The organism is Zobellia sp. B3R18 (assembly GCF_018860715.1).
Lineage (GTDB): Bacteria > Bacteroidota > Bacteroidia > Flavobacteriales > Flavobacteriaceae > Zobellia > Zobellia russellii.
The window spans coordinates 577,098-601,131 of the sequence record NZ_JAHKQG010000014.1 but is presented as its reverse complement, the minus strand read 5'-3'; the positions used below and the strand labels follow the sequence as shown (position 1 = coordinate 601,131).

Here is a 24,034-nt window from a genome sequence, read left to right as displayed (position 1 = left end):
GACGCAGTATCCATACAAGATGGCTAAAGAAATTTAAGAATGTATACGGAACAAGGTGTCCGGACATGTATAAAGATTAACTGTGAACTAAATAGTATATTGAGTTACTAAATAAGAATTATTCATTTTCAGCTACCCATTTTTCATATCTGATAAATTGTTCATCAGATAATATATTCTTCATTTGTCTAGAGCGTTCACTTTCAAAACTTCCTAGCATCTCGCCGTTTGGCATATTTCGCTTTTGACTTTCGAAATTTTCTATAGCCGATTTGTAGGAGTTGATTTGTTCTTCGGTCATATCCAAATGTGAAAACAATTGCGAATCTCCGGAGGTAATAATTTGATTGTGTTGCGCATTGGCTTGTAGGTTATTCATGGCTCCTGTAGCTCCGTTAGCTTTGGTGACGGCTCCACCGGATATTTGGGAATCAGAAGAAGTAATGCCAATTGAGGTCTCGGTATTTTGTTTCTGGGCTATCTCGGAGTTGTTATTTGTCGCTTTTTGCTTGGTGCTTGTGCACGCTGTGAAGCAAATTGTGAGTAACGTTGTACCTATTATATTTTTTAACATGGTTTCTATATTTTAATTATACTAAAATTAATCTACAGATGAAGAAAGGATAGATGTTATTAAAAACAATGTTAGCTCAGTTGATTAGTAAACTGTGATTGTTCATATGGAATGGACTGTCTAATGGAATTTAACTTAGTGAAGAGATTTTTAATTACTCCGTTAATTCGCCCAATTCTAAACTAAGTTTTTGGATCTCTTCTGAATATGTCTATTAGATTAAATATCATTATGCAAAATATAACCCATATGAATCCGGCTATGAACCCCCCGGCAATATCTGAAGGAAAATGAACTCCCAGATAAATTCTACTGATTCCAATGCTCAATATGAGTGCAACCAAAAGAATAATCAAAGGGATTTTAAAAAGTCGGCCCATTTTTAATTTAGAGCATAGATATATTAGAAAACCATAAAATGCCATTGCGCTCATGGCATGACCGCTAGGGTAGCTTAAAGTTTCAACCGAAACCAGGTGCTCAATACCCGGACGGGCTCTATCAACAAATCGCTTTAATACCATATTAGAAATCGTAGCTAAAAAAAGAACAATTGTAATCTGTGAAACATATTTCCAATTTTTATAAACTACGGCAGAAAGTAATACGCCCAGACCAAGAATAATCAGATAGCCATATACGTCTCCTACATGGGTAATGAATACAAAGAAATTGGTAAGATTTGGTGAGCGATAAGAAATTATATAATCCGTAATACTAGTGTCATATGCAGTTAGGACTTCGTTTTTTAATTCTTCGGTAAGTTCCACGAACAAATTAATGCCACCAACTACTATAGCTGTAGAAGAAATAACAGCAATGATATAGGGTAAATAGGTACTGTACTTTTTGTAGTGAAGTTCAAGAAACCCTCTTAACTTTTGAATTAATTGGTATAATTTTTCTTTCATCTTAGAGTTTTAGTCAAACTAAACATACGCTTACGACGTTGAGGGCAGTTCATATATTTTCTGATATTTAAAATTAAGATTCTTCTTGAAACTGAATGCTGTCAAGCTCTTTCAGAATAGCTAGCCCGTATTCAATCTTTGCACAATGTTTTTTTAGAATCACCACAATTCTGGAAGGTAATTTCGTGTTGGAAAGAATGCTATTATATTCATCCACAGCTGCTTTTTCAGCTCTTAGAGCTTCTTTCAGTATAGTTTCATCGTCAGTTGCGGCTTGTATAGTTTTAAAATCTATCCAATTATATACTAAACCTTCCACCATATTTTGTAAATCTTTATCCGAAATATCACAGCTGTTCATTTCCTCGGTGAGCTCTATTTTGAAATCTCTTCTTTCATTTTTTCTAACATCAAACCATTGGGTCAGGGACTCAGCAGTTACTTTTTTAGACGCCATAAAAAAAACTCTTTCGGCCTGTATGTTCTTATTGATAAGACCATCAAGAGTTTTTGTAGCAAGTTTTGTCATCATAATTTTACCCTTTCATTCTGTAGCTTTAGGAAGAGATTTTAATTGCATCCGCATCAATTTTTAGGCGTACAATTCTTAATATCTAATTTTTTGAACCGATACAGGTACGCTGGAAATAGTGTACCTATTACCCCCCAATTATCTCTCCGCCATTAATATGTAACACTTGGCCGGTCATATAACTACTATCTTCACATGCCAAGAATACATATGCTGGCCCAAGCTCAGAAGGTTGTCCCGGACGCCCTAAAGGAACATCTTTGCCAAAGCTCTCTAGTTCTTCTTTATCAAATGTAGCGGGAATAAGCGGAGTCCAAATTGGTCCGGGAGCAACAGCGTTGACCCGAATTCCGTCTGCAGCCAAATTCTTGGAGAGGCTTCTGGTAAAGGCTACAATTGCCCCTTTCGTGCTTGAATAGTCTATTAAATGTTCAGACCCTCTGTATGCCGTTATGGATGTTGTGTTTATGATGACATCACCTTTTTTTAAATGTTGTATTGCTGCTTGTGCTATATAAAAATAGGAGTAGATATTGGTTTCAAAGGTCTTATGTAGATTCTTAGTTAGAATATCGTCTATATTTTCGGAAGGAAATTGCATAGCGGCATTGTTGACCACGATATTAATTTTTCCAAATTCTTTAATTGTTTTTTCTATAGCTTCTTTGCAGAATTCTTCGTCACGTACATCACCTTTTAATAAAAGACACTTTTTTCCCTCTGCTTCAACCGTGTTTTGCACTTCTTTGGCATCTTGGTCTTCTTCCAGATAAACTATTGCAACGTTAGCACCTTCTCGTGCAAAATGTACTGCAGCACTTTTACCAATACCGCTATCACCTCCCGTAATTATAGCTACCTTTCCTTCTAATTTATTACTCCCCTTATAATCCTTGCGTATAGTTTGGGGTGTTATTTCCATAGAATGTTGGTTGCCCGGTTGCTTATACTGCTTTTCTTTGGCAAGGGTCATTTGGTCATCTATTGTAGAGACCACATCATCAATTCTAGATTCATTATTATTATTATTATTATTATTATTATTATGTGCGTTAGTAGCGTTTTTATGTATATCCATGATTCAATATTTTGGCGAAGATTATTTAATGTAAACAACCATAAAAGTGAAATTTAGCAACAGATAATCTTTGTGTGATTTTAAAATTTTACGTTTCTAGAATTAAATTTACATTATGGGAAAAAATAGGATGAACCTTATGCAATTGGAAAATATCCCAAATGAATTTTAATCTCGAAAGACCCATCATAAGAGAATTTCTTAAAGAAAAATTATAGAAACATTCTTGAGGTTCTTGGAATTCTATGTTATAAATGGGAATGAGGGCTAAGCTTGTAAATCAATAAATAGCCTATTGGGGAAGTGGTCGTTGTATATTACTTTTTAAAGATATAAGTACGCATTTTAAAATCTGCCTCTGCAAGTACTTTCTTTAAGTGATTGTTGTCCTTGTAAACAGGTGTATCCAAGACTTTGTATTCGGAATGGACTTTAAAGAAATCAGATTTAAAGGGCCAAGGTTCTACGGTAATGGAATTATCTTCTTTTTGCCTTAGATAGTACCTTTCGTTATTTATAGTTTTATTGATTTCTACTTTACGACCAACTCCCGGTATTTTGTCTTGACTTAGAATTAAGGAACAGCGGTCTGAAAAAAGCAATATATTATATAATTCGTCTTCAGTTTTTTTTGATATTGCATAGAGTTTTCTTTGAGTTGAGCGCTTAGAGTCTATTTCTGAAAGGAACTGCTTCAAAGGCTCGTAATCACCTGCTAACGATTCATAAAGGAAGGATAGGTGCCGGCCAATTAAAAGCGCGATTAACTGAGATTTTTGCATGGAGTTCTCAAACACTCTTTTAGCATGTTCTAAAGCATCTGAAGGGGAATTAGTATCCATTGTAAAATCTTTAGGACTACCATTTTGTGTCAAATAATTATGTTCTTCAAAATTTAAAAGATAGTCATCATGCTCTACAATAGCTGTTAGGGCATCAACCCAAAAACTTTGTGTTAGGCTTGTCTCTAATTGAGATGCTATCTTTCCAGCAAGAAGGCCATGAGCATATTGAGATATAATTTCCCAACCTGTTAACGTGTGTTTTACTATCATAAAATTTCATTTACTTTTCTCAGTAGTCTAAGTAATATTAAAACCTAGCAAAATATTCTAGTATGCAAATAGTGAGACTCCGATTAAAATTATCTAACAAGTAACAGTCAATTTTAGCAATTGATTCTTAAATCTTATGACCCAAAAGAAATAATTTCTGTTTGGAATAGATATTGCAAATCACTTTTAATGGTTTAGCAAAATTGTTTGGGTTGGTTCTATTGAGAGCTTTCAAATTTTGGGAATACTAAATAAATGGCAGCTCTTTCCTTCTGGTTAAGAACATTTGAATTTAGAGTTGAATACATGGTCTGTAAAGGCCCAATTCTGGTGTAAGAACAAAAAATTACGGGTCTATTCAAATTGTTTTAAGGACCATGTGTTGTTAGGAATTAATCGGAATTATGTTGATTTGAATCAGTCGCCATTAAATTATTAAAGCTCATTTTTCTGAGTGTCTGGAACCCCAATGATTTGTATATACCTATGGCTCGGGTATTGATTTCCAAAACATGTAAAAACGGAGTTTTCCCTGACTTAAAAATAATATTAGAAGTATATTTAAGTAACTCTTTTGCATATCCGTTTCCGGTGTGTTCAGGATGGGTTACAACAGCACTTATCTCGGTAAAATCATTCATTTGTAGACGTTCACCAGCCGCCGCAACAAGTACATTGTTTTTATAAATCCCAAAATAGCGTCCTAATTCTGCAGTCTTTTTTGTAAAATAACCTGGCTGTACCAAACTAACCAACTCGTAAAGGTCGTTCTTCTGTAGGTTGTTGGTTAAGGGAGTTATTTGGTTTTTTAGTGTCAAATCAATTGGAGCTCTCAAAATCATTTGATCACAGATATATTCTTTTTGCAGCGTATAGAGAGGTGATGGTAATGGTTGACTACCTACCACAAAGAATTGTTTAATATGCTGGCTGTATTCTACAATGCTCTGCGTTGCTTTTTCAATGGCGTTGGCACCGCCAAACGGGCAATAGTCTGGTTTATAAAAAGCAATACCTTCTCCCAAATGGGAAAATTGTGAATGTGTTTCATTTAATGAATACCATACGGGATTCTTCAATTTATCTTCCATTTAATACGCTTCTCTTTTACAAAAGTTAAAAGTAAAGGAATTGGGGGTTGCTCGCACTGTCTATCGGAAAGAAATAGAATTTTAAACACTAAAAAGTTTATCCATTGGAATTTACAGATAACAATCTTAAAGCGTTAAATTCTATTCGTTCAAATTCATTTATCAAATTAACATATACATATAGTTACTTGGAACGGTTTTTTATTAACTTAACTTTTTTTCGGATAAAGGTGGTTATCCTTATCTCGTATAACTATTGAAAAACACAGGGGGACACTCGTTTCTATGGGGAAAAGATTACTATTTTATATATACTTCGTAAGCATATTAAGCTGGCAGGTAACGGCGCAAGATGAAAGAAAGAAATTAGATTTTTATAAGATTAAGGATGGTATTTCTCAGGTTGGTGTGCATACCATTGCTCAAGATAACAACGGGTTTGTTTGGATAGGTACGCATGGATCGGGTGTGTATCGTTATGATGGAATGGACTATGTCTCTTACAGGCCCAAAGATATTAATCATAAGACGTTGAACAGTAGTTTCGTATACTGTACTTATTTAGATCAACGCAATAGATTATGGGCAGGAACTAATATTGGACTTGCGCTCTATGATAGAGATAATGATGAATTTCGTCATATACCATTAATTTCCAAGGAGAACTCAAAATACGGTAATATAGGGGTTATAAGTTTGCAAGGTGATGGTAAGGGCAACCTGTATGTTGGAACCGGGGAACAAGGGGTATATGTCATGGACCTTGAAACATTAAAGCTTGAGGAATTAGCCTTTAACAACCCCAATTCAGATACTTATCTTGCCGTAAATGAGATTAAGTTAACCAGTTCTGGAGTAATTTATGCCGCTACCAGTGGTGGCCTTCTAGAGGTAGACCCAAGAAACAAGAGGGTAGATTTTGCGCTATTCAGAGATGGAAAGGAGGCAAAGACTATTGCCGTGGGCATACAGTCATTGTTTATAGACTCGGATAATACCATTTGGGCGGGTTCTATTTCTAATGGTATTTATAGGGTAAAGTTGTCTGCAGATAGCCAAACACCTGCTGTAGATAATTTTAAGGTTACATCAAATAACATCTTCGCTATTGCAGAATCGCCATACGATGAGATTTTACTTGGAACGGAAAATGACGGACTTTATAGCCTAAACAAAAATGGAGGTGTAATTCACCACTATCTCTTTGATAAAAATGATGAGAAAAGTATTTTATCCAATTCTGTTTGGTCTTTGTATGTAGATGAAGACCAAAGAATATGGATGGGTTTTTACAATAGAGGTATCGTAGTCCATGATAAATTCCACAATAAGTTTAGTGAAATTCAAAGTATCTATAATAAGTCCAACTCATTGCAAATAAGTTCGGTAACCTCAATTATTGGAGACAATAATGGTAAGTTATGGATAGGAATGGATGGAGGTGGTATTGATGTGCTGGATAAAGCAACTAACTATTTCAAACATATCAATACAGGTGTCCGTTCAGAATACACGGGCTTGACCAGTGATTATATTCAGTCTTTGTTTATGGATAGCCAACAGAACATTTGGGTTGGTAGTTGGGATAAAGGTCTTTATTTTCTAAAAAAGGGAACTACAAAATTCGTCAATTACAAATTTCCTGTCATACGAAACAGAAAAGGCTCCGGCGCTATTATGAGCTTCGCAGAAGACGATTTCGGTAAGATTTGGGTTGGGACCTTTAATCAGGGTTTGTATTCGTTTCAACTTAATGATAAAAATGAAACCAATATAACTCCTTCATCGTTTGAGCTTCATGATTTGGCAGGGGAATATATAAATAAAGTAGAAGTAGATTCTCAAAATACCATTTGGATAGCAACAACTAATGGTCTGTTCAAATTGGATAAAGATACGGATGGCTCGTATAAACTGTTACGTATGAACAATTCTATATCTGCGGATAAGACCGAAAATTTGACCTATTATGACATAGTATCATTGTATGCAGATGGAGACATTCTTTGGGCAGGAACTAGGGGTATGGGGTTATTGCGTTTCAACACTCGGGATAGTTCTACTACTTGGTATAATAACGAAAACGGTTTAAGTATGCCTAACGTTATCGGAATTATTGGCGATTCCAATGGTAATTTATGGTTGGATGGTAATTCGGGCTTAGTATTGTTTGACACTAAAACCAATGAATTTACCAAGTTCACTAAAAACGACGGTTTGGTTTCTAGTGACTATAATAAGAATGCGCTATATAAGGACAATGATGGAAAGTTATATTTTGGGGGAACAGAAGGAATTGATTATTTTAATCCCAATGGCATAAATATATTGGAAACACCTCCTCAGGTCTATCTTAAAAACCTGAAACTATTTAATGAAACCGTGCAGCCTGCGGCCGAAGGTTCTCCTTTGGAAAAAGCGCTTTCACAAACGGATAGTATTACGTTAAACAGTAAACAGTCTGTATTCTCCATAGAATTTTCCGGAATAAACTATACACGAGCCGAAGAGAACCAGTATGCGTATTATCTGGATGGCTATGAAACCGATTGGAATTTTGTGGGTAAGGCAAGGAGTGCTACATATACCAACTTAGATGCGGGCCATTACACATTTATGGTAAAAGCGGCCAATAATGATGGGGTGTGGAGTGAAACTCCAAAGAAGCTATACATAGAGGTGTTGCCTCCTTGGTGGAAGTCTAATTGGGCAATGTTTGTATATGCTCTTATTATTTTGTCCTTGCTGGGGCTGTTAAGGCAGTTTGAGAAAAAGCGAATTATAGACAAACAGCAGGTTGAAAACGAACGCCAAAAAAGGGTAAGGGAGGAAGAATTACACAAGGAGAGAATTCAGTTTTTTACAAATGTAGCCCACGAATTTAGTTCGCCGCTTACCTTAATTCTGAACCCTATTAGAGATATTATAAGCGAACCGAACACTAATTTTTCTAGCAGGCTTAAAATCAAGCATGCTACTATATATAAGAATACGGAGCGCTTAATTCGTTTGATCAATGAGTTGTTAGACTTTAGTAAACTAGAATCCGACAAAATTAAAATTCATGCCAGCAATCTAAATGTTGTACCGTTTGTAAAAGGAATTATAGACCATTTTAAAGAAGAAGCTTTTTCAAATCATATTGAGCTAAAGGTAAGTTCAAACCAAGATGTTATTAGGCTATGGGCAGATGAAGGTATGTTGGAGAAGATAATTTTTAATTTGTTGTCTAACGCATTCAAGGTTACACCAGAAGGTGGATCCGTTCACGTTAATATTGAACAAAAAGAAAATCATGTAGAGTTTTCTGTGTCGGATACGGGACCTGGTCTAAAGAAAGGGGAACAGGATAAATTGTTTGAAAGGTTTTATCAAGCGGAACCTTTCAAAAAGGGATTCTATAACGGTACGGGTATAGGGTTGGAATTGGTTCATAATTTTGTGAAACTCCATAGCGGCAATGTAGAGGTCAATAGCCAACTGAATTTGGGAACAACCTTTAATGTATCACTTCCACTAGGAAATGCCCATTTTAAAGCTTCAGAAATTCTAACCGAAAACAGTAGTGTGTCGTCTCCAAGACAAAGTTTAGTTAAATCTAGTTTTGTTCCCGAGGAAAACAGTCAGCCTTCATCAACAAAAACAACAAAAACCTTACTTATCGTTGAGGATGATGCAGAACTACGAAATTATTTGAGAACGGAGTTTAAGAGTCAGTACAAAATTCATATTGCAAAAAACGGAAAAGAAGGTTTACGATTGGCTCTGGAACTTCTGCCCGATGTTATTATGACGGATGTTGTTATGCCTGAAATGAACGGTTATGATTTCTGTGAAGCCATACGAACGGATATTAAGACCAGTCATATACCTATAATGATGATTACCGCTAAATCTAAGGTGGATAATAGAATATCAGGTATTGAAAAGGGTGCGGACGTTTACTTGGAGAAACCTTTTGATATGAAATTGGTACAACAACATCTTAAACAGCTCATTCATAGCAGGGAGGTTATTTACAAGAAATATTTTAAGTCTATGGGAGAGATCCAAGATGATACCAGTATTACATCTTTGGATAAAGCTTTTGTTGAAAAAGCGGTGAATTATATTCATGAGAACATCACTAACCCAAATTTAGGGGTAGAGTCGTTGGCCTCGCATTTAAATTTGAGTAGGAGTCAGTTGTATCGGAAAGTAAAAGGACTGACCAACCAAACGGCTAACGAATTTATTAGGAACCAAAGACTTCAAATAGCTAAAAAACTTCTCGAAAACGGAAACAAAGACCTAACTGATGTTTGCTCCAAAGTTGGTATTTCATCTACAACCTATTTCTCCCAAAGATTCAAGGATTATTTCGGAATAGCTCCTATGGATGTGCAAAATAACAAAGCATAAAACTTCATTGCTTATTCCATCCTTTACTGGGTAAATACACCCTTCTAAACAGTAACCCCTTGGATTTTTTTATTAGCAAAAACTTTGTTCCGTTGCAGTAGTTCTATGAGTGTGAAACAAAACCAGGACCCTATTTTTTGACTGTACTTTATAGTGTGTTCTTTTAGGTACTATTAGCTTCTTTAAAAGACTTAAATCAGCTCTGGTTATTTAGTTTTTCCATAACCCTTTCCGTTAAAATCCACATGTTATCGGTTCAAATATTCATGAGATTGACAGGGGTACGTGGTTTTTCTATTCGACAAGAATACAAATGTTGCACAAAAAATTACAAATGTTGCAAAGTGCATCAAACGAGGAATAATTGCAACAAATAAAAGGCTAGTGGCATCATCCCTGTTTTTGTTTATTTGATTTTTTTTTAACATTTACAACAGGAAATTAACAATTATCTAACGTTCAATTGTGAATTTGAAAAGTCGTTAGGATTTATTTATGATTTTCAAGTAGCTCTTTGTTTTACCAGTTTCAAAAAGTCTAAGTAAAACCGGACTTTTTGATGATAATAAAAAGTTATACCAACCATAATTATACAAAGCTCAATTAAGAAATATCAACCCACATTATAGCGGTATGAAAAAACGGATTCCTTGTACAAAACAGTCTATATTTTGTTTTCATTTATTAAAGAAGATGAGAGTTTTAGTAGTGTTTATTTTGCTTTCTCCTATTATTCTTTCTGCCAATGATTACCCGCAAAGTAAGATTACGGTAACCGGTAATATATCGGAAGCGGATACCGGTTTGCCAATTATTGGTGCCAGTATATTGCAACAAGGAACCACAAATGGGGTAATGACAGATTTTGATGGTAACTATACCATTAATGTACCGGAAGATGCAACATTGATTATCAGTTATATAGGTTATGCAAGACAAACCATTAACGTATCCGGAAGAACAGAAATAGACGTTATCATGCAGTCCGAGGCATCGGAACTGGATGAGGTGGTAGTTGTGGGGTATGGTACCCAGACCAAAGAGAGTGTTGTAGGTTCCATTGCGCAGGTAACCGGGGCAGACCTTATGCAGTCTGGTGGTGTTTCTACGGTAGGGCAGGCATTAACCGGGCGTTTGCCCGGTGTAACTACGGTATCTTCAACGGGTAGACCTGGAGATGAATCTCCCCAAATTTTTATTCGTGGTCAAAGCTCATGGAACGGTGGGGGACAACCTCTTATTTTAGTAGATGGTATTGAGCGTAGTATGAATGATATAGATGCGGGAGATATTGAAAGTCTTTCCGTTCTTAAAGATGCTTCCGCAACGGCAGTATTTGGTGTAAAAGGAGCCAATGGAGTAATACTTATTACCACTAAAAGAGGTAAGGAAGGTAAAGCGCAACTATCGCTTACGGCAAGTTCCGCAATAAAGACATTGTCTAGAATTCCTGAAAAATATGATTCTTATAACAGTTTAATGGTGGCCAATGAGGCCATTGAAAGAACGGTTCCCGTTCGCGAAGAAGCTTGGAGAAATTATACACCCGTAGATATTATTGAAAAATATCGTAATCCGGCCAACGAGTTGGAAAGAAGTATCTATCCAGATGTAGATTGGGTAGATGTAATGCAAAAGGATTTTGCTACAGATTATAGGCTTAATTTTTCTGTTGCCGGAGGAACAAAATCCGTTAAATATTTTGGAGCACTTTCTTACCAGCACGTGGGTGATATTTTTGATGCGGGAAGTTTCAATAACGGACGTGATTATGCGCCCAACTTTAATTATGATAGATTTAATTATAGAAGTAACATAGATTTTGATATTACGCCTACAACTCGTTTATCGGTTAACTTGTCCGGTTACTATGGGCTTCAGAATTCTAACCAGGCAGACCCACAATTGTTGTACAGTAGTATCTATTCACTGGCACCAAACTTATATACCCCTATTTATGAAGACGGTACTTACGGCAGGGCCATTACAGAGAATTTTGAGTTAAGTAATCCTGCCGTAATACTAACCGCAAAAGGTTCAACAAAAAACCATAGGGTACAGGTTAACAGTGATTTTGTCCTAGATCAAAAATTAGATTTCCTTTTAAATGGTTTAAGTTTTACCGGTCGCTTGTCATATGATAACAACTTTAGAGGTGGGGGCGGAGTTGTAGAAGACAATCCCACTGGTTTAGATAACGTAGTATACAAGATTTACGACCAAGATGGATCCGCTCAATTGGTTTCACCAGTAGGCACAAATCAGTTTGATTTTGTACTGAATCCATGGGAGCGTAATGGTCTTACCATACAAGATTGGGAAACGAGCAGACGGTTGTTTTATCAACTTTCATTGAACTATAACAGAACGTTTGCAGAAAAGCATAATACAACCATATTAATGTTGATGAATAGGGAGGAATATGCCATTGGTAGTATGTTTCCTAGATATCGCGAGGATTGGGTTGCACGTGCTACATATAATTATGACGGACGCTATTTTCTTGATGTAAACGGAGCTTACAATGGTTCGGAGAAGTACGGGCCCGGTTATAAATTTGAGCTATTCCCATCAGTTGCTTTGGGGTGGATGGTAAGTAATGAACCCTTCATGGAATCGGCAACGTGGTTGGACAAGTTCAAAATAAGGGGTTCTTACGGAGTTGTTGGAGATGATAGTGCCGGAGAAAGATGGGCTTACCTGTCACAATGGTCTAGTGGAGGAAGCGCTTTTTTGAACAATGTAAGTCCTTATGGCACGCGTTCGCCATATACCTTTAGGATGGAGGATATAATTGGTAATCCTAATCTCCAGTGGGAAACATCTGAAAAAGCGAATATAGGTTTTGAGTTATCGGTTCTTAAAAATAGTCTTTCTTTAGAGGTCGATGTTTTTAAAGAGGACCGTCATGATATAATTGTACCGGCAGATTCCCGTAGTGTTCCTAGCTTTTTCGGTTTTCAACCTGCTGATTTTAATATTGGTGAGACAACGGTTGAGGGTATTGAGGTTTCCTTGGACTATAAAAAACAGTTGACCCAAAACTGGGATATCTGGTCCAATTTCGCTTTTACCAAGGCAAGAGACGAGATTATTTTTAAAGAAGACCCACTTTTGAAGCAAAGCTATCAAAAAGAAGAAGGTTTTGCTATTGGTCAACCTAGGGTTAATATTAGGGGAGATATATTACAGTCTTGGGACGACGTGTACGGTGCAACGCCTCAAGAGAACAGTCAAGAAACCAGACGCCCCGGTTACTACGATGAAATAGATTATAACGGAGACGGGGTAGTAAATAGTGATGATGCAGTCCCTTTTGGTTATACCGTAAGACCGCAGAATACCTATAATCTTACGTTGGGAACTGGGTACAAGAACCTATCCTTCATGGTTCAGTTTTATGGAGTGAACAATGCTACTAAATATTATCAAGATAGAAGTTTCATACTAGAGACCCCTTTGTTCTTTGAGGAGAAATCTGATTATTGGAGTGTTGATAATCCAGACGGAGAGGAAGTACTTCCCGCTTGGTTGGGTACAGGCGGCGCAACTGATCCGTATAGAAATTGGTACGATGCTTCTTTTGTACGACTTAAAAATATTGAGTTGGCCTATACTTTTAAAACTGAAAACGGAAGTAGTTATAGGGTTTACGTAAGCGGTAACGACTTGGCTTACTGGTCAGATTTACCTGATGACAGACAGGATAACACCGGTAGTACGGCCTCTGAATATAGAGGTGATTACCCTACGTTCAAGAGATATAACATAGGGCTGAACATTAACTTTTAATATAGTAGACAATGCGTAAAATATTCAAACTGGTAATAGGAATATGTTTTCTGGGAATATTCGCCTCTTGTGAAGATTACCTGGATAAATCAATAGAGACAGAACTAACAAAGGAAGAAGTCTTTAAAAATTTTGATAGTGCCCAAGGCTTCGTTGAAGAGATGTATGCCATGATCGTAGATTACAGTACGGCGGCACATTGGCAACATTTTCACTGTTATGCAGAAGATGCGGTTGGTATTGATACATGGCAGTTTGATTATGCCATTGACGAAGGACGATATTGGGAATGGCAAAGAAGCGGTCCGGGAAGTATGTTTGATGGTAACACCAACACCGATGCCGAATTACCTTTTGACCGGGCCAAGCTATGGCCAAGCAGTTGGGCGGGTATTCGTAAATCCAATATTGTTATAGCCGATGCGGACAGCCTAATGACAGGTGCCAATCAAGTAGAGAAAGATGTGGTTTTAGGGCAAGCGTATTTTTTCAGGGCATTTTTTCATCATGAAATCATGAAGTTTTGGGGAAGCATTCCATATATAGACCAAGTTCTGGAGGATGATTGGAAGTTGGAGAGACCGGCGGAATGGTCCGAAACTGCTCTTAAAATAGACGAGGATTTTCAAAGAGCTGTTGATTTATTACCGGTTGATTGGGACGACCCTGATTTTGAGCCTGGATTAAAATCAAGAGGAGAAAATATGTTCAGGCTTACAAAGGGAGCCGCCTTGTCCTTAAAAGCAAAGAACTTGCTCTATGCAGCTAGTCCGCTTATGCAAAATAGTAGTAGTACCTATGATTATGACGTAGAATTGGCAAAACGTGCTGCGGATACCTTTGCAGAGGTACTTAAAATGTCTAGATACAGCCTTACACCTTGGGATGAGTATGAAAGTGTTTTCTATTCAACACAAGGTAGATATCCCTATTCTTCGGAGTATATTTTTAGCCAGGCAGGTTCTGTAGGCTGGTTTCAAAGTTTTCTGTCTACGAATTGGCAGTTGGGGGCAATTGGTCAAAATAACCTAGCGTCGTTCCCTACCCACAATTATATTGAGGACAATTTTGGAATGAGCGATGGATTGTCCTGTGAGGATAGCCCTCTCTATGACCCGGCCAATCCTTGGGAGGATAGAGATCCAAGACTTTACAAATGGATTGTTTTAGATGGAGATCAAATGGTGGAGAACCTTGGTGCTGCCACGGGAGAAAACGAGGTGCATCGTTATGCCCAGTTTTTTAGGGAAGGTGCACACCGCTATCCTAACAAAGGAAATGGATCTAGAACGGGATATGTAGCCAAAAAATGGTTTCCGGTGGGGTTCAACAATTTTGATAATCAAGGTGTATTTGCATGGCGTCTTCATGTGAGGTTAACAGATGTGTATTTAATGTATGCGGAAGCTGCTTTGGTCGCTTACGGAATCAATGGAAAACCACAAGGTTTTGAACTATCCGCACTTGATGCCATTAACAGAATTAGAGAGCGCGCAGTTCCGGATGGTAGTTTAAACGTAAAGCCGGAATACCTTGTTAGTGATAATGCTTTTATGGACGAAATACGAAGGGAAAGGGCTGTAGAACTGTCTTATGAATCTCATCGTTGGATGGATGTTAGAAGATGGAAATTGGGCACTCAAGAAAAATATAAGCTTAAAACAGAAATAATTTTTGACCGTAATGCCGAAGGTAAACCCATAAATTTTGTAGAAAGGGTCTTAAGAACCAAAGTTTTTGAGGATAAGCACTATTGGTTGCCTTTCCCTAAAAACGACACAGAAATATATGAAGGTTTTCCGCAAAACCCAGGTTGGTAATTAAAACTATTTCACCACTAGACAATAACCATATTTTATGATACAATTAAATATACTTACAAAACTTCTGCTTGGTGGGTCCTTCTGTATGCTCTGCTGCATGTCGGTAACGGCACAAACTATAGATTCCACCAGTACGGTTATTTTAGAGAACGCACCTAATGGGCTGGAGTCTTATTTAAACGAAGATATAAACTTGGGTTTCCACACCACGGAGAAAAAAGATATTGTAGGGTCTTCGTCTACCGTAAAACCAGGAGACTTTTTAAAATTTGATACTACACAATGGGTACGCGATGCCCTTGGGGGAAGACTTACCGGTTTATCGGGAGGTAGCAGTGTGCGTGGGTTAGGAGAGGCCTTGATAGTAGTTGATGGTATCCCGGGGCGTAATATAGACTTGTTAAATATGGAGGAAATAGAGGAAATCACCATATTAAAAGATGCAAATGTATCTGCCCTCTATGGCTCTATGGCCAGAAACGGTGTTATAGTAGTAACTACAAAAAGGGGTTCCACCCAAAAGCAGTTTAATATAAGTGCCAGTACTGGGGTAAGATTACCTATTAGCATGCCCAATTATTTGAACTCGGCAGATTATATGGAATATTTTAATGAGGCTCGCGCCAATGACGGTCTGGGCGAACTATATTCTGCAGAACAAATTCAAAACCACAGAAGCGGTGTCAACCCCTACAGATACCCAAATGTAGATTTTTATGACGATGGAAACTTTAATCCATTAACGCCGTATTCCAATGTTACGGCTGATTTTTCCGGGGGATCGGAAAATACCAAGTTCTATATTAATCTCGGGTTTAAATCGGATGGTAGTTTTCAATCGGTAAACCCTGAAAATGATAAAGGAGCAAAACGGTTCAATGTACGCGGTAATATAGATTTTAAAGTAAATGATTGGATTAAAAGCAGCTTAGATGTTGTGGCTATAATCGATAAAAATAAAACATCGCTTAGTAATATTTACGCATCGGGCGGTTTTATTCGACCTAACTTATATTCTCCATTACTGCCCATAAGCGAGATTGATTTTTCTGCAAATCCTGATTTACGCGGTGTTGTTGACGCGGCTAACCAGTATGATGGTTTTCTTTTAGGGGGGAACCAAGTGTTCAATGGTGGTGCCATTGCAAGTATTTATGCAGGCGGTTACCAAACGAACATGACTCGTATGAGTCAGGTGAACAATGCTATAGATTTTGACCTTAGCGCAATTACAAAAGGGTTGTCTGCAAAAAGTTATGTGAGTTTTGATTTTTACAACATTTACAATTTAAGTGTTCAGAATGAGTATGCGGTGTATCAACCTACTTGGAATGATCAGAACAAAATTATCGATTTGGTCAACGTAAGGGATAACGACCTTAAAGATCAGGTTGAAAGTGTAAACACAAACGTTTTTGCCATCAGGTATGGTTTTTATGGTCTGTTGAACTATGAAAAACAAATTAAGGATGACCATTTTATAGATGCATCATTAATCGGCTTTGCCAACAATACCTATGTAAAAGATGAAAAACAGTCCGCTAAAAACAGTCATGTAGCGCTTAGCCTTAATTACAATTATAAGAAGAAGATATACGCTAATTTCAGTGGGGCCTACGTAAACTCTGTAAAGTTGGCAGAGGGCAATAGAGGTAAATTTGCACCTTCGCTAGGCTTGGCATATGTATTGACAGAAGAGTCTTCCTTAAAAGAATCATCATGGTTGGATTATTTGAAATTAAGATCATCCATTGGTGTGGTATATACAGATTTGGGTATTCAAGACTATTTTCTTTACGACGCTATTTACCAGCAAGATGGTGGAGGTTATAATTGGGGTGATACCAATGGAGCGGGCTATTATAATGCATCTACAAAAATTCTACGTGGTCAGAACTTAGGTTTGGATTTTGAGAAAAGAACGGATTACACATTAGGTTTTGAAGCATTAATGTTCAAAAAGGTTTGGTTAGAGGCCAATGTTTTTCAATCCGTAATGGGAGAAAAAGTTATTAGGGCTTCTACCTTATATCCTGATTATTACAATTCGTTTAGACCGTATAGCAATTTTAACGAGGATCAATATTCAGGTTTTGAAGTAGGTGTTAATTACCATACAAAAACAGAGAACTCAACTTTTGATATTGGGGCCAGGGTACTGTATACGAAGTCAAAAAGAACAAAAGTAGACGAGATTTACGAAGACGAATATCAAAATAGAAAAGGCACTCCCGTAGATGCTATCTGGGGCCTTGAGTCTTTAGGACTATTTGATGTGGATGATTTTAATGAGGATGGAACCCTAAAAGGAGACTTGCCAACACAATATGGTACAGTTAAACCGGGTGATATTAAATATAAGAACCAAAATGGAGATGATGTTATAAATGATCAAGATATGGTCCAAATTGGATTGTACGGAGCACCTTGGAGTTTTGGGTCTGACTTTACATGGTCTTACAAAGCCTTTACTTTATTCGCTCTCTTTACTGCAGAAGTGGGTAGGGACGGACTCTTGTCCGGAGATTATTACAGACCTCAAGGAGACGCCAAATACTCAGAAGTTGTTGAGGGCAGATGGACGGAAGCTACTGCGGATACAGCTACGTTTCCAAGGCTTTCCTCTATTGGGAACACCAATAATTTTGATAAGCCCTCTACCTATTGGTTGTACAGTAATGATAACTTTAGGATACAACGGGTACAGCTAACGTTTGATTTGCCTGATCAATTGGTAGACAAATTAAAAATGAAGGATATAAACCTGTTTACTTCGGTGTCTAATTTGGCGGAATTTTCAAAAAACAAGGATATCAGGGAATTACAGTTAGGTTTTGATCCAATGTTCCGGTATTTCTCTTTTGGGGCAAGAATGAAGTTTTAATGTGAAAAATAAAATTGAAATGAAGAACATACTTAAAAATATAACCCTTTTCACGTTATTTTCATCCATAATGGCGTGTAGCTTGGTAGAACCCGTAGATGAAAATCTATTGGGGGAAGATCGTCTAAATTTTGATCCCGCTTTTGCCGAGGGCGTTTTGCTAAACGCATATGAGGGCTTGGTTAATCAACTCTATTTTAATGATGCTGCAACAGATGATGCCGTAAATAATTTTTTGAGCGGCTACCGCAGAATGGCCACGGGAGAATGGAATGCTCAAAACGCCTATACAAGTAAGTGGGGTATGTATGAGCAAGTATTATATGCCAATAAATTTATCACCTTAATAGAAGAGGTACAATGGAAGCGAGACGATGAAACCAATGAATTGTTTAAAGAGCGTTTGTATGGTGAAGCCGTTGCACTTAGGGCACTTAGACATTTTTGGATTCTTCAGGAGCATGGGGGGCGTGGTGCTTCAGGGCAATTATTGGGCATACCTTACATTAGCGAGTTCTATGAATTTGATGCTGATTTCAACACACCTAGGTTAGGATTTGAAGAAACGGTAGCCAGAATTGTGGCAGATTTTGATGAGGCGTTGGAATACTTACCTATGGATTATGATGGTGATTTGGCCAAAAGACCTTCTAGGTATAATGATTCAGATGATGATAAATATCAATTTGTATTCGGCAAAGATCAGGACAACAGAATAAACGGAAGAATCGTAAAGGCGTATAAAGCTAAGTTATACTTATTGACGGCAAGTCCTGCTTTTATGAACGGCCAAGGAGGGTATTACCAAGAAGCGGCTAATCTTCTTGCGGAACTTTTAAATGATATTGGAGGTCTTGGCGGACTTGATCCTGAAGGTTATTATAACTTTTATGAATTTCCCATAGGAACACGAAATTTTCCTGAAGTACTTTGGAGAAGTAACGCTTTTACCTCTATGACCTGGGTAGAAAGTCAGCATTTTCCACCTTCCTTAAACGGGCAAGGTCAACTTAACCCATCTCAAAACTTGGTGGAAGCTTTTCCTATGTTAGATGGTTTTCCATTCTCGGAATCCCACCCGGACTATAACCCAGCCAATCCTTTTGAAAATAGGGATATGAGATTACAGCGGTACATACTTTATAACCGTAATGATTTAAATGGGAGAGCGGTAAGTATTACTAATGATGGAGGTGTTGATGGTATTGACCAAATTTCGCAACGGTCAACACGATCGGGGTATTATCTAAAAAAATTATTAGATCAAAGAGTAGTAATAAGTGCAGATGGATCAATCTCTAGCTCGGAGAAGATAAATGTTTTTGTACGGTATACAGATTTGTTCCTTATGCTTGCTGAGGCAGCCAATGAATTAGGAGGGCCGGATCAAATGGTAGGTGGCATGTCCGCTAGAAATATCATCGGAGCCATAAGACAGAGAGCTGGTATTGGACTGGATAATTCAGATGCGTATTTAGGTAGTATAAGTTCTCAAGAAGATATGAGAAACCTGATCCGTAACGAACGCCGTTTAGAACTTTGCTTTGAAGGCCATCGGTTGTACGATTTAAGAAGGTGGAACCTTTTTGACCAAACTCCGGATGCTAAAGGGTTACAGTTTGATGGGGGCGCCTACGAAAGCTTTACGGTAGAACCAAGGCTCTATAATGCTAATGCCAATTATGCGCCTATCCCGCAAAATGAAGTCGTACGATTCAATTTAATTGAACAAAACCAAGGATGGTAAGGCATTCAAAAAGGATATAAATATAAGCTTCGGCCAAAATGTTAATTTAATTTTTTCATTTTATGAACACAAGATATTTCATTGGTATACTTTCAATCTTATTCTTGGGATCGTGTAGCAATACAGAACCTGAATTTGATGATTTTGATACGCAAACCGTCTATTTTCCATACCAAACACCGGCAAGAACCCTAATTCTGGGTAATTATGACCAAGGAATAAATGTGGAGGATAATGCCCATCGTTTTGAAATTACGGCTTTAATGACCGGGGTTTATTCTAACGATGAAGAAAGAAAAATTCACTTTGAGGTAGATAATAGTCTATTGGCCAATGTTGCAAACGTAAAACCACTTCCGGCAAGCTATTATACTTTTGAGAACATTAGTCCTGTAACCATACCTTCTGGAGATACCAAGGCGCGAATTCAGGTACAGTTGTACGATGATTTTTTTAATGACACCTTATCTTTTGGAGCAACTAACACTACCAATTACGTAATTCCGCTTAGGCTAACACAGGCCGAAAATATAGACAGTATTCATTCAGGTGTGAGCTTTGAAGGTGTAACCGATTTAGATAGGGTAAATGCCAACCACTGGGACATTCTTCCTAAAGACTACACGCTTTTTGGTATCAAATACATGAATAGGTTTCATGGAAATTATCTCCGAAGAGGAACTGATATGATTACTACGGGAACACCCACTCTAGGTAGGGAATACAATGCAGAGTTTACTGTAGATGATGAAATAACCTTTGTGGCTACTAGCGGTTTTAACAAAGTACACCTAGAAAATATTATTGGACGAGGAGAAAACTCAAGTCCCGGAAACGTAGCTATGGAATTAACTTTTACAGAAGATAATTGCACCATTTCTAGCTATAAAGATGACCCTTATAATGTTAGTGGTACAGGAACATTTGTAGAAGGAGGAGATACATGGGGAGGAAAGCCACGAGATGTTATTTATTTGGATTACACCTATACAGATGCGGATAATTCAGAAACTCATTCCGTTAAGGATACCTTGGTCATACGGGATAGAACCGCTGTTTTTGAAGAGTTTGAAATTGAATTAAAATAAGATCGGAACATGAAATATATTCTAAATTTTGCACAGAACAGAATAGTATTGCTGTTAATGGCATTAACGGTTTTCATATTTTCTTCCTGTAATAGTGATGACGATGCTGAGGTGGCCGATGGGTCCACGGTACGTATGAAAATCTTGCCCAAAGTGGCATATGTACTTGGAGAGGCGTTGGACCTTTCCGGTATTGTTATTTCCATGGATAAAAACGGGAGTATTGTAGATGTTCCGTTTGCTTCTTTTGGTTCAGAAAACATTGGTACGGACCCCGCCAATGGCACGGTACTGGATTTTTCTCACCAACAAATAACTATTTCCGTTGGGGAATCTGGAACAGGGTTGATTCAGGCTATTAGTGTAACCAATAATGTGGTGGCTTTAGAAGTAAAGAACAAGGCTAGCGAGAACTATGTGAATGGCCAAAAATTGGACTTGAGCGCCATGGTGGTTACGCTAGTTAAGGAGGACGGCACCAAATCTGATGTCGCTTTTGCCGATTTTGATACGGATATACTAGTAGCTCCAATGAATGGGGATGTTTTATCCGTAGACAATGCAGAAATTACCGTTACTTATGCCTCTACGAACGCTAAGGTTGTACAGGAAATTCAGGTACTGCCATTTGCTCCTTTAAGCGGTACGGTTACTACACCGCCTATTAAAAGTGAATATGAGATAGGGGAGCGGTTGGATTTACAGGGCGCTGTTATAACTTATGAAATGACCAGTGGTCTAGAGGTAGTAGTTCCTTTTGAAGAGTTTGAGGCTTTTGAACTCATGGCAACTCCTGCAAACGAAACTAAATTGAAAGCTACGGATACCGAAGTTCAAATTGCACATTCTTCTGGAGTTTCCGTTGCCGTTCCTATTACGGTAAATATGCTGGATATTACGGGTATGGTTATGGAAACAAAACCAGAAAAGACACTTTATGCAGATGGGGAGACAATAGACCTTAAAGGATTGACTCTTAGATTATCCATCAATGGTAAGGAAGACCTTATTGTAGCAAGCGAAGATTTTGATATCTATGGCATTGTGTCCACTCCCGCACAAGGAGAAGTTTATACTGAAGGCACCAGTGAAATTGTAGTTTCCTATCCGGATTTACTGGATACCATTTCTATATCCTTAGGGTCGGAGACCATTTATGAATCTGATTTTTCAGCAGGTGAAGATGGTTGGGCGGCCAATCAAAATGGGGGCGGTTCTGTTAACTTCTTTGCAGAAGATAATCTGCTTGTTGCAACTGATATTGTTGTAGGCGCTAACCCTTGGGATGTACAATTGTTCAAGCCTTCAATAATACTTGAGAAAGGAGCTAAGTATAAGCTTACGGTTATTGTAAAAGCTTATCCAGGACAAGGAGATTTTTGGTTTTCACTTTCTGTTGGGGATGGCACCGGTAGAGATGGCTGGCAAGCGTATGATGGTGGAGGCGGCGTTTGGTTGGCAGGAGATACGGAATACCAAACCTATGAGAAAGAATTTGTAATGGGACAAGAGACCACAAATGGAGGTCGTGTTTTATTGGACATCGGAAACCAGACCAATGGTGTTATGGTGCAATATGTAAAATTGGAAAAGTTGTAGTTTATTAGTTTAGTAGTTAGTTAAGGTAATTTTTTGACAGAGTTGAGTTGTTTAGTTAGTCAATGATTACAGAGGTAGGGCCGGTTTTTTTCATAATCAACCGGCTTTGTCCTTTCGTTTCGTACCTTATTTAAGTCTTCTGTTTACAGAAGGTCAAACGCTTTTAGGTTTGTTAAAACCAAGTACAATTCACTTTAAAATTAAAATCAGATGAAAAATACAGTACTAGTATGCATGGTTCTCAGCATTACTTTGGGTAGTTTTTTTGGATGTGCCCAAAATAATAAGGATGAAAATGATAATAGCAAAGATGTGGATAATACGACCGATACTGTTGAAACGGAAATACCAGATGAGACAGAGGAGGATGGTGATATACGGGAAATAACCGCGCAGGAATTTGTTACGGATATGGGTGCCGGGTGGAATCTTGGTAACGCTATGGATACCGAAAATGAGGATGAAACGGCTTGGGGAAATCCTATCACCACAAAGGCAATGATTGATGAGATTGCCAAAAAAGGCTTTAAAACCTTACGATTGCCCGTCACGTGGAGGTTTCATATGGGGCCTGCTCCAGACTATATTATAGAAGAGGAGTGGATGGATAAAGTGGAGAAAATTGCAAATTATGCATTGGATAATGGCATGTACGTTATCTTAAATATTCATCACGATGAAGCATGGATTATACCCACTTATGAAAAGGTCCCAGCGGTTAAAGACCAGCTCACCAAGGTGTGGACTCAGATAGCCAATAGATTTAAGGCCTACGGAGATTATGTAATTTTTGAAACGTTGAATGAACCCCGTCTAGAGGAGAGCCCCGAGGAATGGAATGGAGGTACTGCAGAGGGGCGTGATGCCGTAAACCAATATCACCAGGTAAGTGTAGATGCAATCCGGGCTACCGGAGGCAACAACGCCACCAGAAAAATCATGGTCTCTACCTATGCCGCCAGTACAACCCCTAATGCTCTTAGTGACTATAAAGTTCCCAATGAAGATGAAAATGTAATTGTTTCCGTTCACAGTTATTTTCCGTATTTGTTCTGTCTAGAGGGAACCGACCCTACATGGGGTACAGAGACTGATAAAAACGAGTTAGCCCAGGAATTGAATACGGTTCAGGATACTTTTGGAAAGAAAGGTAGAGCCGTTGTAATGGGGGAGTGGGGTTCTACATTTAGTAATAATCCACAAGACCGTTTGGCCCACGCGAAGTTTTATGCGAAAGCATGCATTGAGCGAGGCATTTGTCCTGTTTGGTGGGATAATGGAAATCTTGACGAGTTTGCCATTTTCAATAGAAATACGTTGGAGTGGACCTACCCGGAGATTGCGGATGCGATTGTAAAGGCAGTCAGTAACTCCAGTTCTAAGACGAAGTGAAAATAAGAAAAAGTCTCTTCAAACGGGTCAATACAATTAATTCGGAATTATCGTCACATGCCCTGTC

Annotated in this window: 14 protein-coding genes; 8 read left to right on the top strand and 6 right to left on the bottom strand. The window is 38.0% G+C overall.

Going from position 1 to position 24,034, the window contains the following annotated elements:
- Positions 1–118 precede the first annotated feature (118 nt).
- The 6 genes from KO513_RS19195 to KO513_RS19170 all read right to left on the bottom strand — a co-directional run bounded on the left by KO513_RS19195 (position 119) and on the right by KO513_RS19170 (position 5,241).
- Complete coding sequence (locus KO513_RS19195) at positions 119–574, bottom strand: hypothetical protein (RefSeq protein WP_215914774.1); 456 nt, start codon at positions 572–574, stop codon at positions 119–121.
- 182 nt (positions 575–756) lie between these two features.
- On the bottom strand, positions 757–1,485 hold the full coding sequence (locus KO513_RS19190; RefSeq protein WP_215438793.1) for a phosphatase PAP2 family protein: 729 nt from the start codon (positions 1,483–1,485) through the stop codon (positions 757–759).
- 73 nt (positions 1,486–1,558) lie between these two features.
- On the bottom strand, positions 1,559–2,017 hold the full coding sequence (locus tag KO513_RS19185) for a DUF2383 domain-containing protein (protein WP_215914773.1): 459 nt from the start codon (positions 2,015–2,017) through the stop codon (positions 1,559–1,561).
- A gap of 127 nt (positions 2,018–2,144) precedes the next feature.
- Positions 2,145–2,990 carry an SDR family oxidoreductase gene (locus KO513_RS19180; RefSeq protein ID WP_215914858.1) on the bottom strand — a complete coding sequence of 282 codons (846 nt, stop codon included), beginning with the start codon at positions 2,988–2,990 and terminating at the stop codon, positions 2,145–2,147.
- Positions 2,991–3,412: 422 nt separating this feature from the next.
- Positions 3,413–4,150: a DUF3891 family protein gene (locus KO513_RS19175; protein ID WP_215914772.1), complete on the bottom strand. Its 738-nt coding sequence runs from the start codon at positions 4,148–4,150 to the stop codon at positions 3,413–3,415.
- A gap of 392 nt (positions 4,151–4,542) precedes the next feature.
- A complete protein-coding gene (locus KO513_RS19170) occupies positions 4,543–5,241 on the bottom strand; it encodes a GNAT family N-acetyltransferase (protein WP_215914771.1) in 699 nt (232 codons plus the stop codon).
- Positions 5,242–5,526: 285 nt separating this feature from the next.
- Between KO513_RS19170 and KO513_RS19165 the strand changes: the two genes are divergently transcribed.
- The 8 genes from KO513_RS19165 (at position 5,527) to KO513_RS19130 (ending at position 23,967) form a co-directional block, all read left to right on the top strand.
- A complete protein-coding gene (locus KO513_RS19165) occupies positions 5,527–9,642 on the top strand; it encodes a two-component regulator propeller domain-containing protein (protein ID WP_215914770.1) in 4,116 nt (1,371 codons plus the stop codon).
- Positions 9,643–10,335: 693 nt separating this feature from the next.
- Positions 10,336–13,434, top strand: a complete 3,099-nt coding sequence (locus KO513_RS19160) for a SusC/RagA family TonB-linked outer membrane protein (protein WP_215914769.1) — start codon at positions 10,336–10,338, stop codon at positions 13,432–13,434.
- Between the two features lie 11 nt (positions 13,435–13,445).
- Entirely contained in the window at positions 13,446–15,254 is a 1,809-nt protein-coding gene (locus KO513_RS19155; RefSeq protein WP_215914768.1) for a RagB/SusD family nutrient uptake outer membrane protein, read from the top strand.
- Positions 15,255–15,291: 37 nt separating this feature from the next.
- A complete protein-coding gene (locus KO513_RS19150; RefSeq protein ID WP_215914767.1) occupies positions 15,292–18,141 on the top strand; it encodes a SusC/RagA family TonB-linked outer membrane protein in 2,850 nt (949 codons plus the stop codon).
- 19 nt (positions 18,142–18,160) lie between these two features.
- Positions 18,161–19,888, top strand: a complete 1,728-nt coding sequence (locus KO513_RS19145; RefSeq protein ID WP_215914766.1) for a RagB/SusD family nutrient uptake outer membrane protein — start codon at positions 18,161–18,163, stop codon at positions 19,886–19,888.
- A 62-nt stretch (positions 19,889–19,950) separates the two neighbouring features.
- The gene (locus KO513_RS19140; protein ID WP_215914765.1) at positions 19,951–20,976 is read left to right on the top strand and encodes a DUF5627 domain-containing protein; all 1,026 of its coding nucleotides are present in this window, start codon (positions 19,951–19,953) and stop codon (positions 20,974–20,976) included.
- A 9-nt stretch (positions 20,977–20,985) separates the two neighbouring features.
- A complete protein-coding gene (locus tag KO513_RS19135; RefSeq protein ID WP_215914764.1) occupies positions 20,986–22,575 on the top strand; it encodes a carbohydrate binding domain-containing protein in 1,590 nt (529 codons plus the stop codon).
- Positions 22,576–22,785: 210 nt separating this feature from the next.
- Positions 22,786–23,967: a glycoside hydrolase family 5 protein gene (locus tag KO513_RS19130; RefSeq protein ID WP_215914763.1), complete on the top strand. Its 1,182-nt coding sequence runs from the start codon at positions 22,786–22,788 to the stop codon at positions 23,965–23,967.
- Positions 23,968–24,034: the final 67 nt, after the last annotated feature.

Bases quoted from the DNA above. Each gene is read 5' to 3' on its own strand.
- KO513_RS19195 (WP_215914774.1), bottom strand. From the start codon at position 574: ATGTTAAAAAATATAATAGGTACAACGTTACTCACAATTTGCTTCACA.
- KO513_RS19190 (WP_215438793.1), bottom strand. From the start codon at position 1,485: ATGAAAGAAAAATTATACCAATTAATTCAAAAGTTAAGAGGGTTTCTT.
- KO513_RS19185 (WP_215914773.1), bottom strand. From the start codon at position 2,017: ATGATGACAAAACTTGCTACAAAAACTCTTGATGGTCTTATCAATAAG.
- KO513_RS19180 (WP_215914858.1), bottom strand. From the start codon at position 2,990: ATGACCCTTGCCAAAGAAAAGCAGTATAAGCAACCGGGCAACCAACAT.
- KO513_RS19175 (WP_215914772.1), bottom strand. From the start codon at position 4,150: ATGATAGTAAAACACACGTTAACAGGTTGGGAAATTATATCTCAATAT.
- KO513_RS19170 (WP_215914771.1), bottom strand. From the start codon at position 5,241: ATGGAAGATAAATTGAAGAATCCCGTATGGTATTCATTAAATGAAACA.
- KO513_RS19165 (WP_215914770.1), top strand. From the start codon at position 5,527: ATGGGGAAAAGATTACTATTTTATATATACTTCGTAAGCATATTAAGC.
- KO513_RS19160 (WP_215914769.1), top strand. From the start codon at position 10,336: ATGAGAGTTTTAGTAGTGTTTATTTTGCTTTCTCCTATTATTCTTTCT.
- KO513_RS19155 (WP_215914768.1), top strand. From the start codon at position 13,446: ATGCGTAAAATATTCAAACTGGTAATAGGAATATGTTTTCTGGGAATA.
- KO513_RS19150 (WP_215914767.1), top strand. From the start codon at position 15,292: ATGATACAATTAAATATACTTACAAAACTTCTGCTTGGTGGGTCCTTC.
- KO513_RS19145 (WP_215914766.1), top strand. From the start codon at position 18,161: ATGAAGAACATACTTAAAAATATAACCCTTTTCACGTTATTTTCATCC.
- KO513_RS19140 (WP_215914765.1), top strand. From the start codon at position 19,951: ATGAACACAAGATATTTCATTGGTATACTTTCAATCTTATTCTTGGGA.
- KO513_RS19135 (WP_215914764.1), top strand. From the start codon at position 20,986: ATGAAATATATTCTAAATTTTGCACAGAACAGAATAGTATTGCTGTTA.
- KO513_RS19130 (WP_215914763.1), top strand. From the start codon at position 22,786: ATGAAAAATACAGTACTAGTATGCATGGTTCTCAGCATTACTTTGGGT.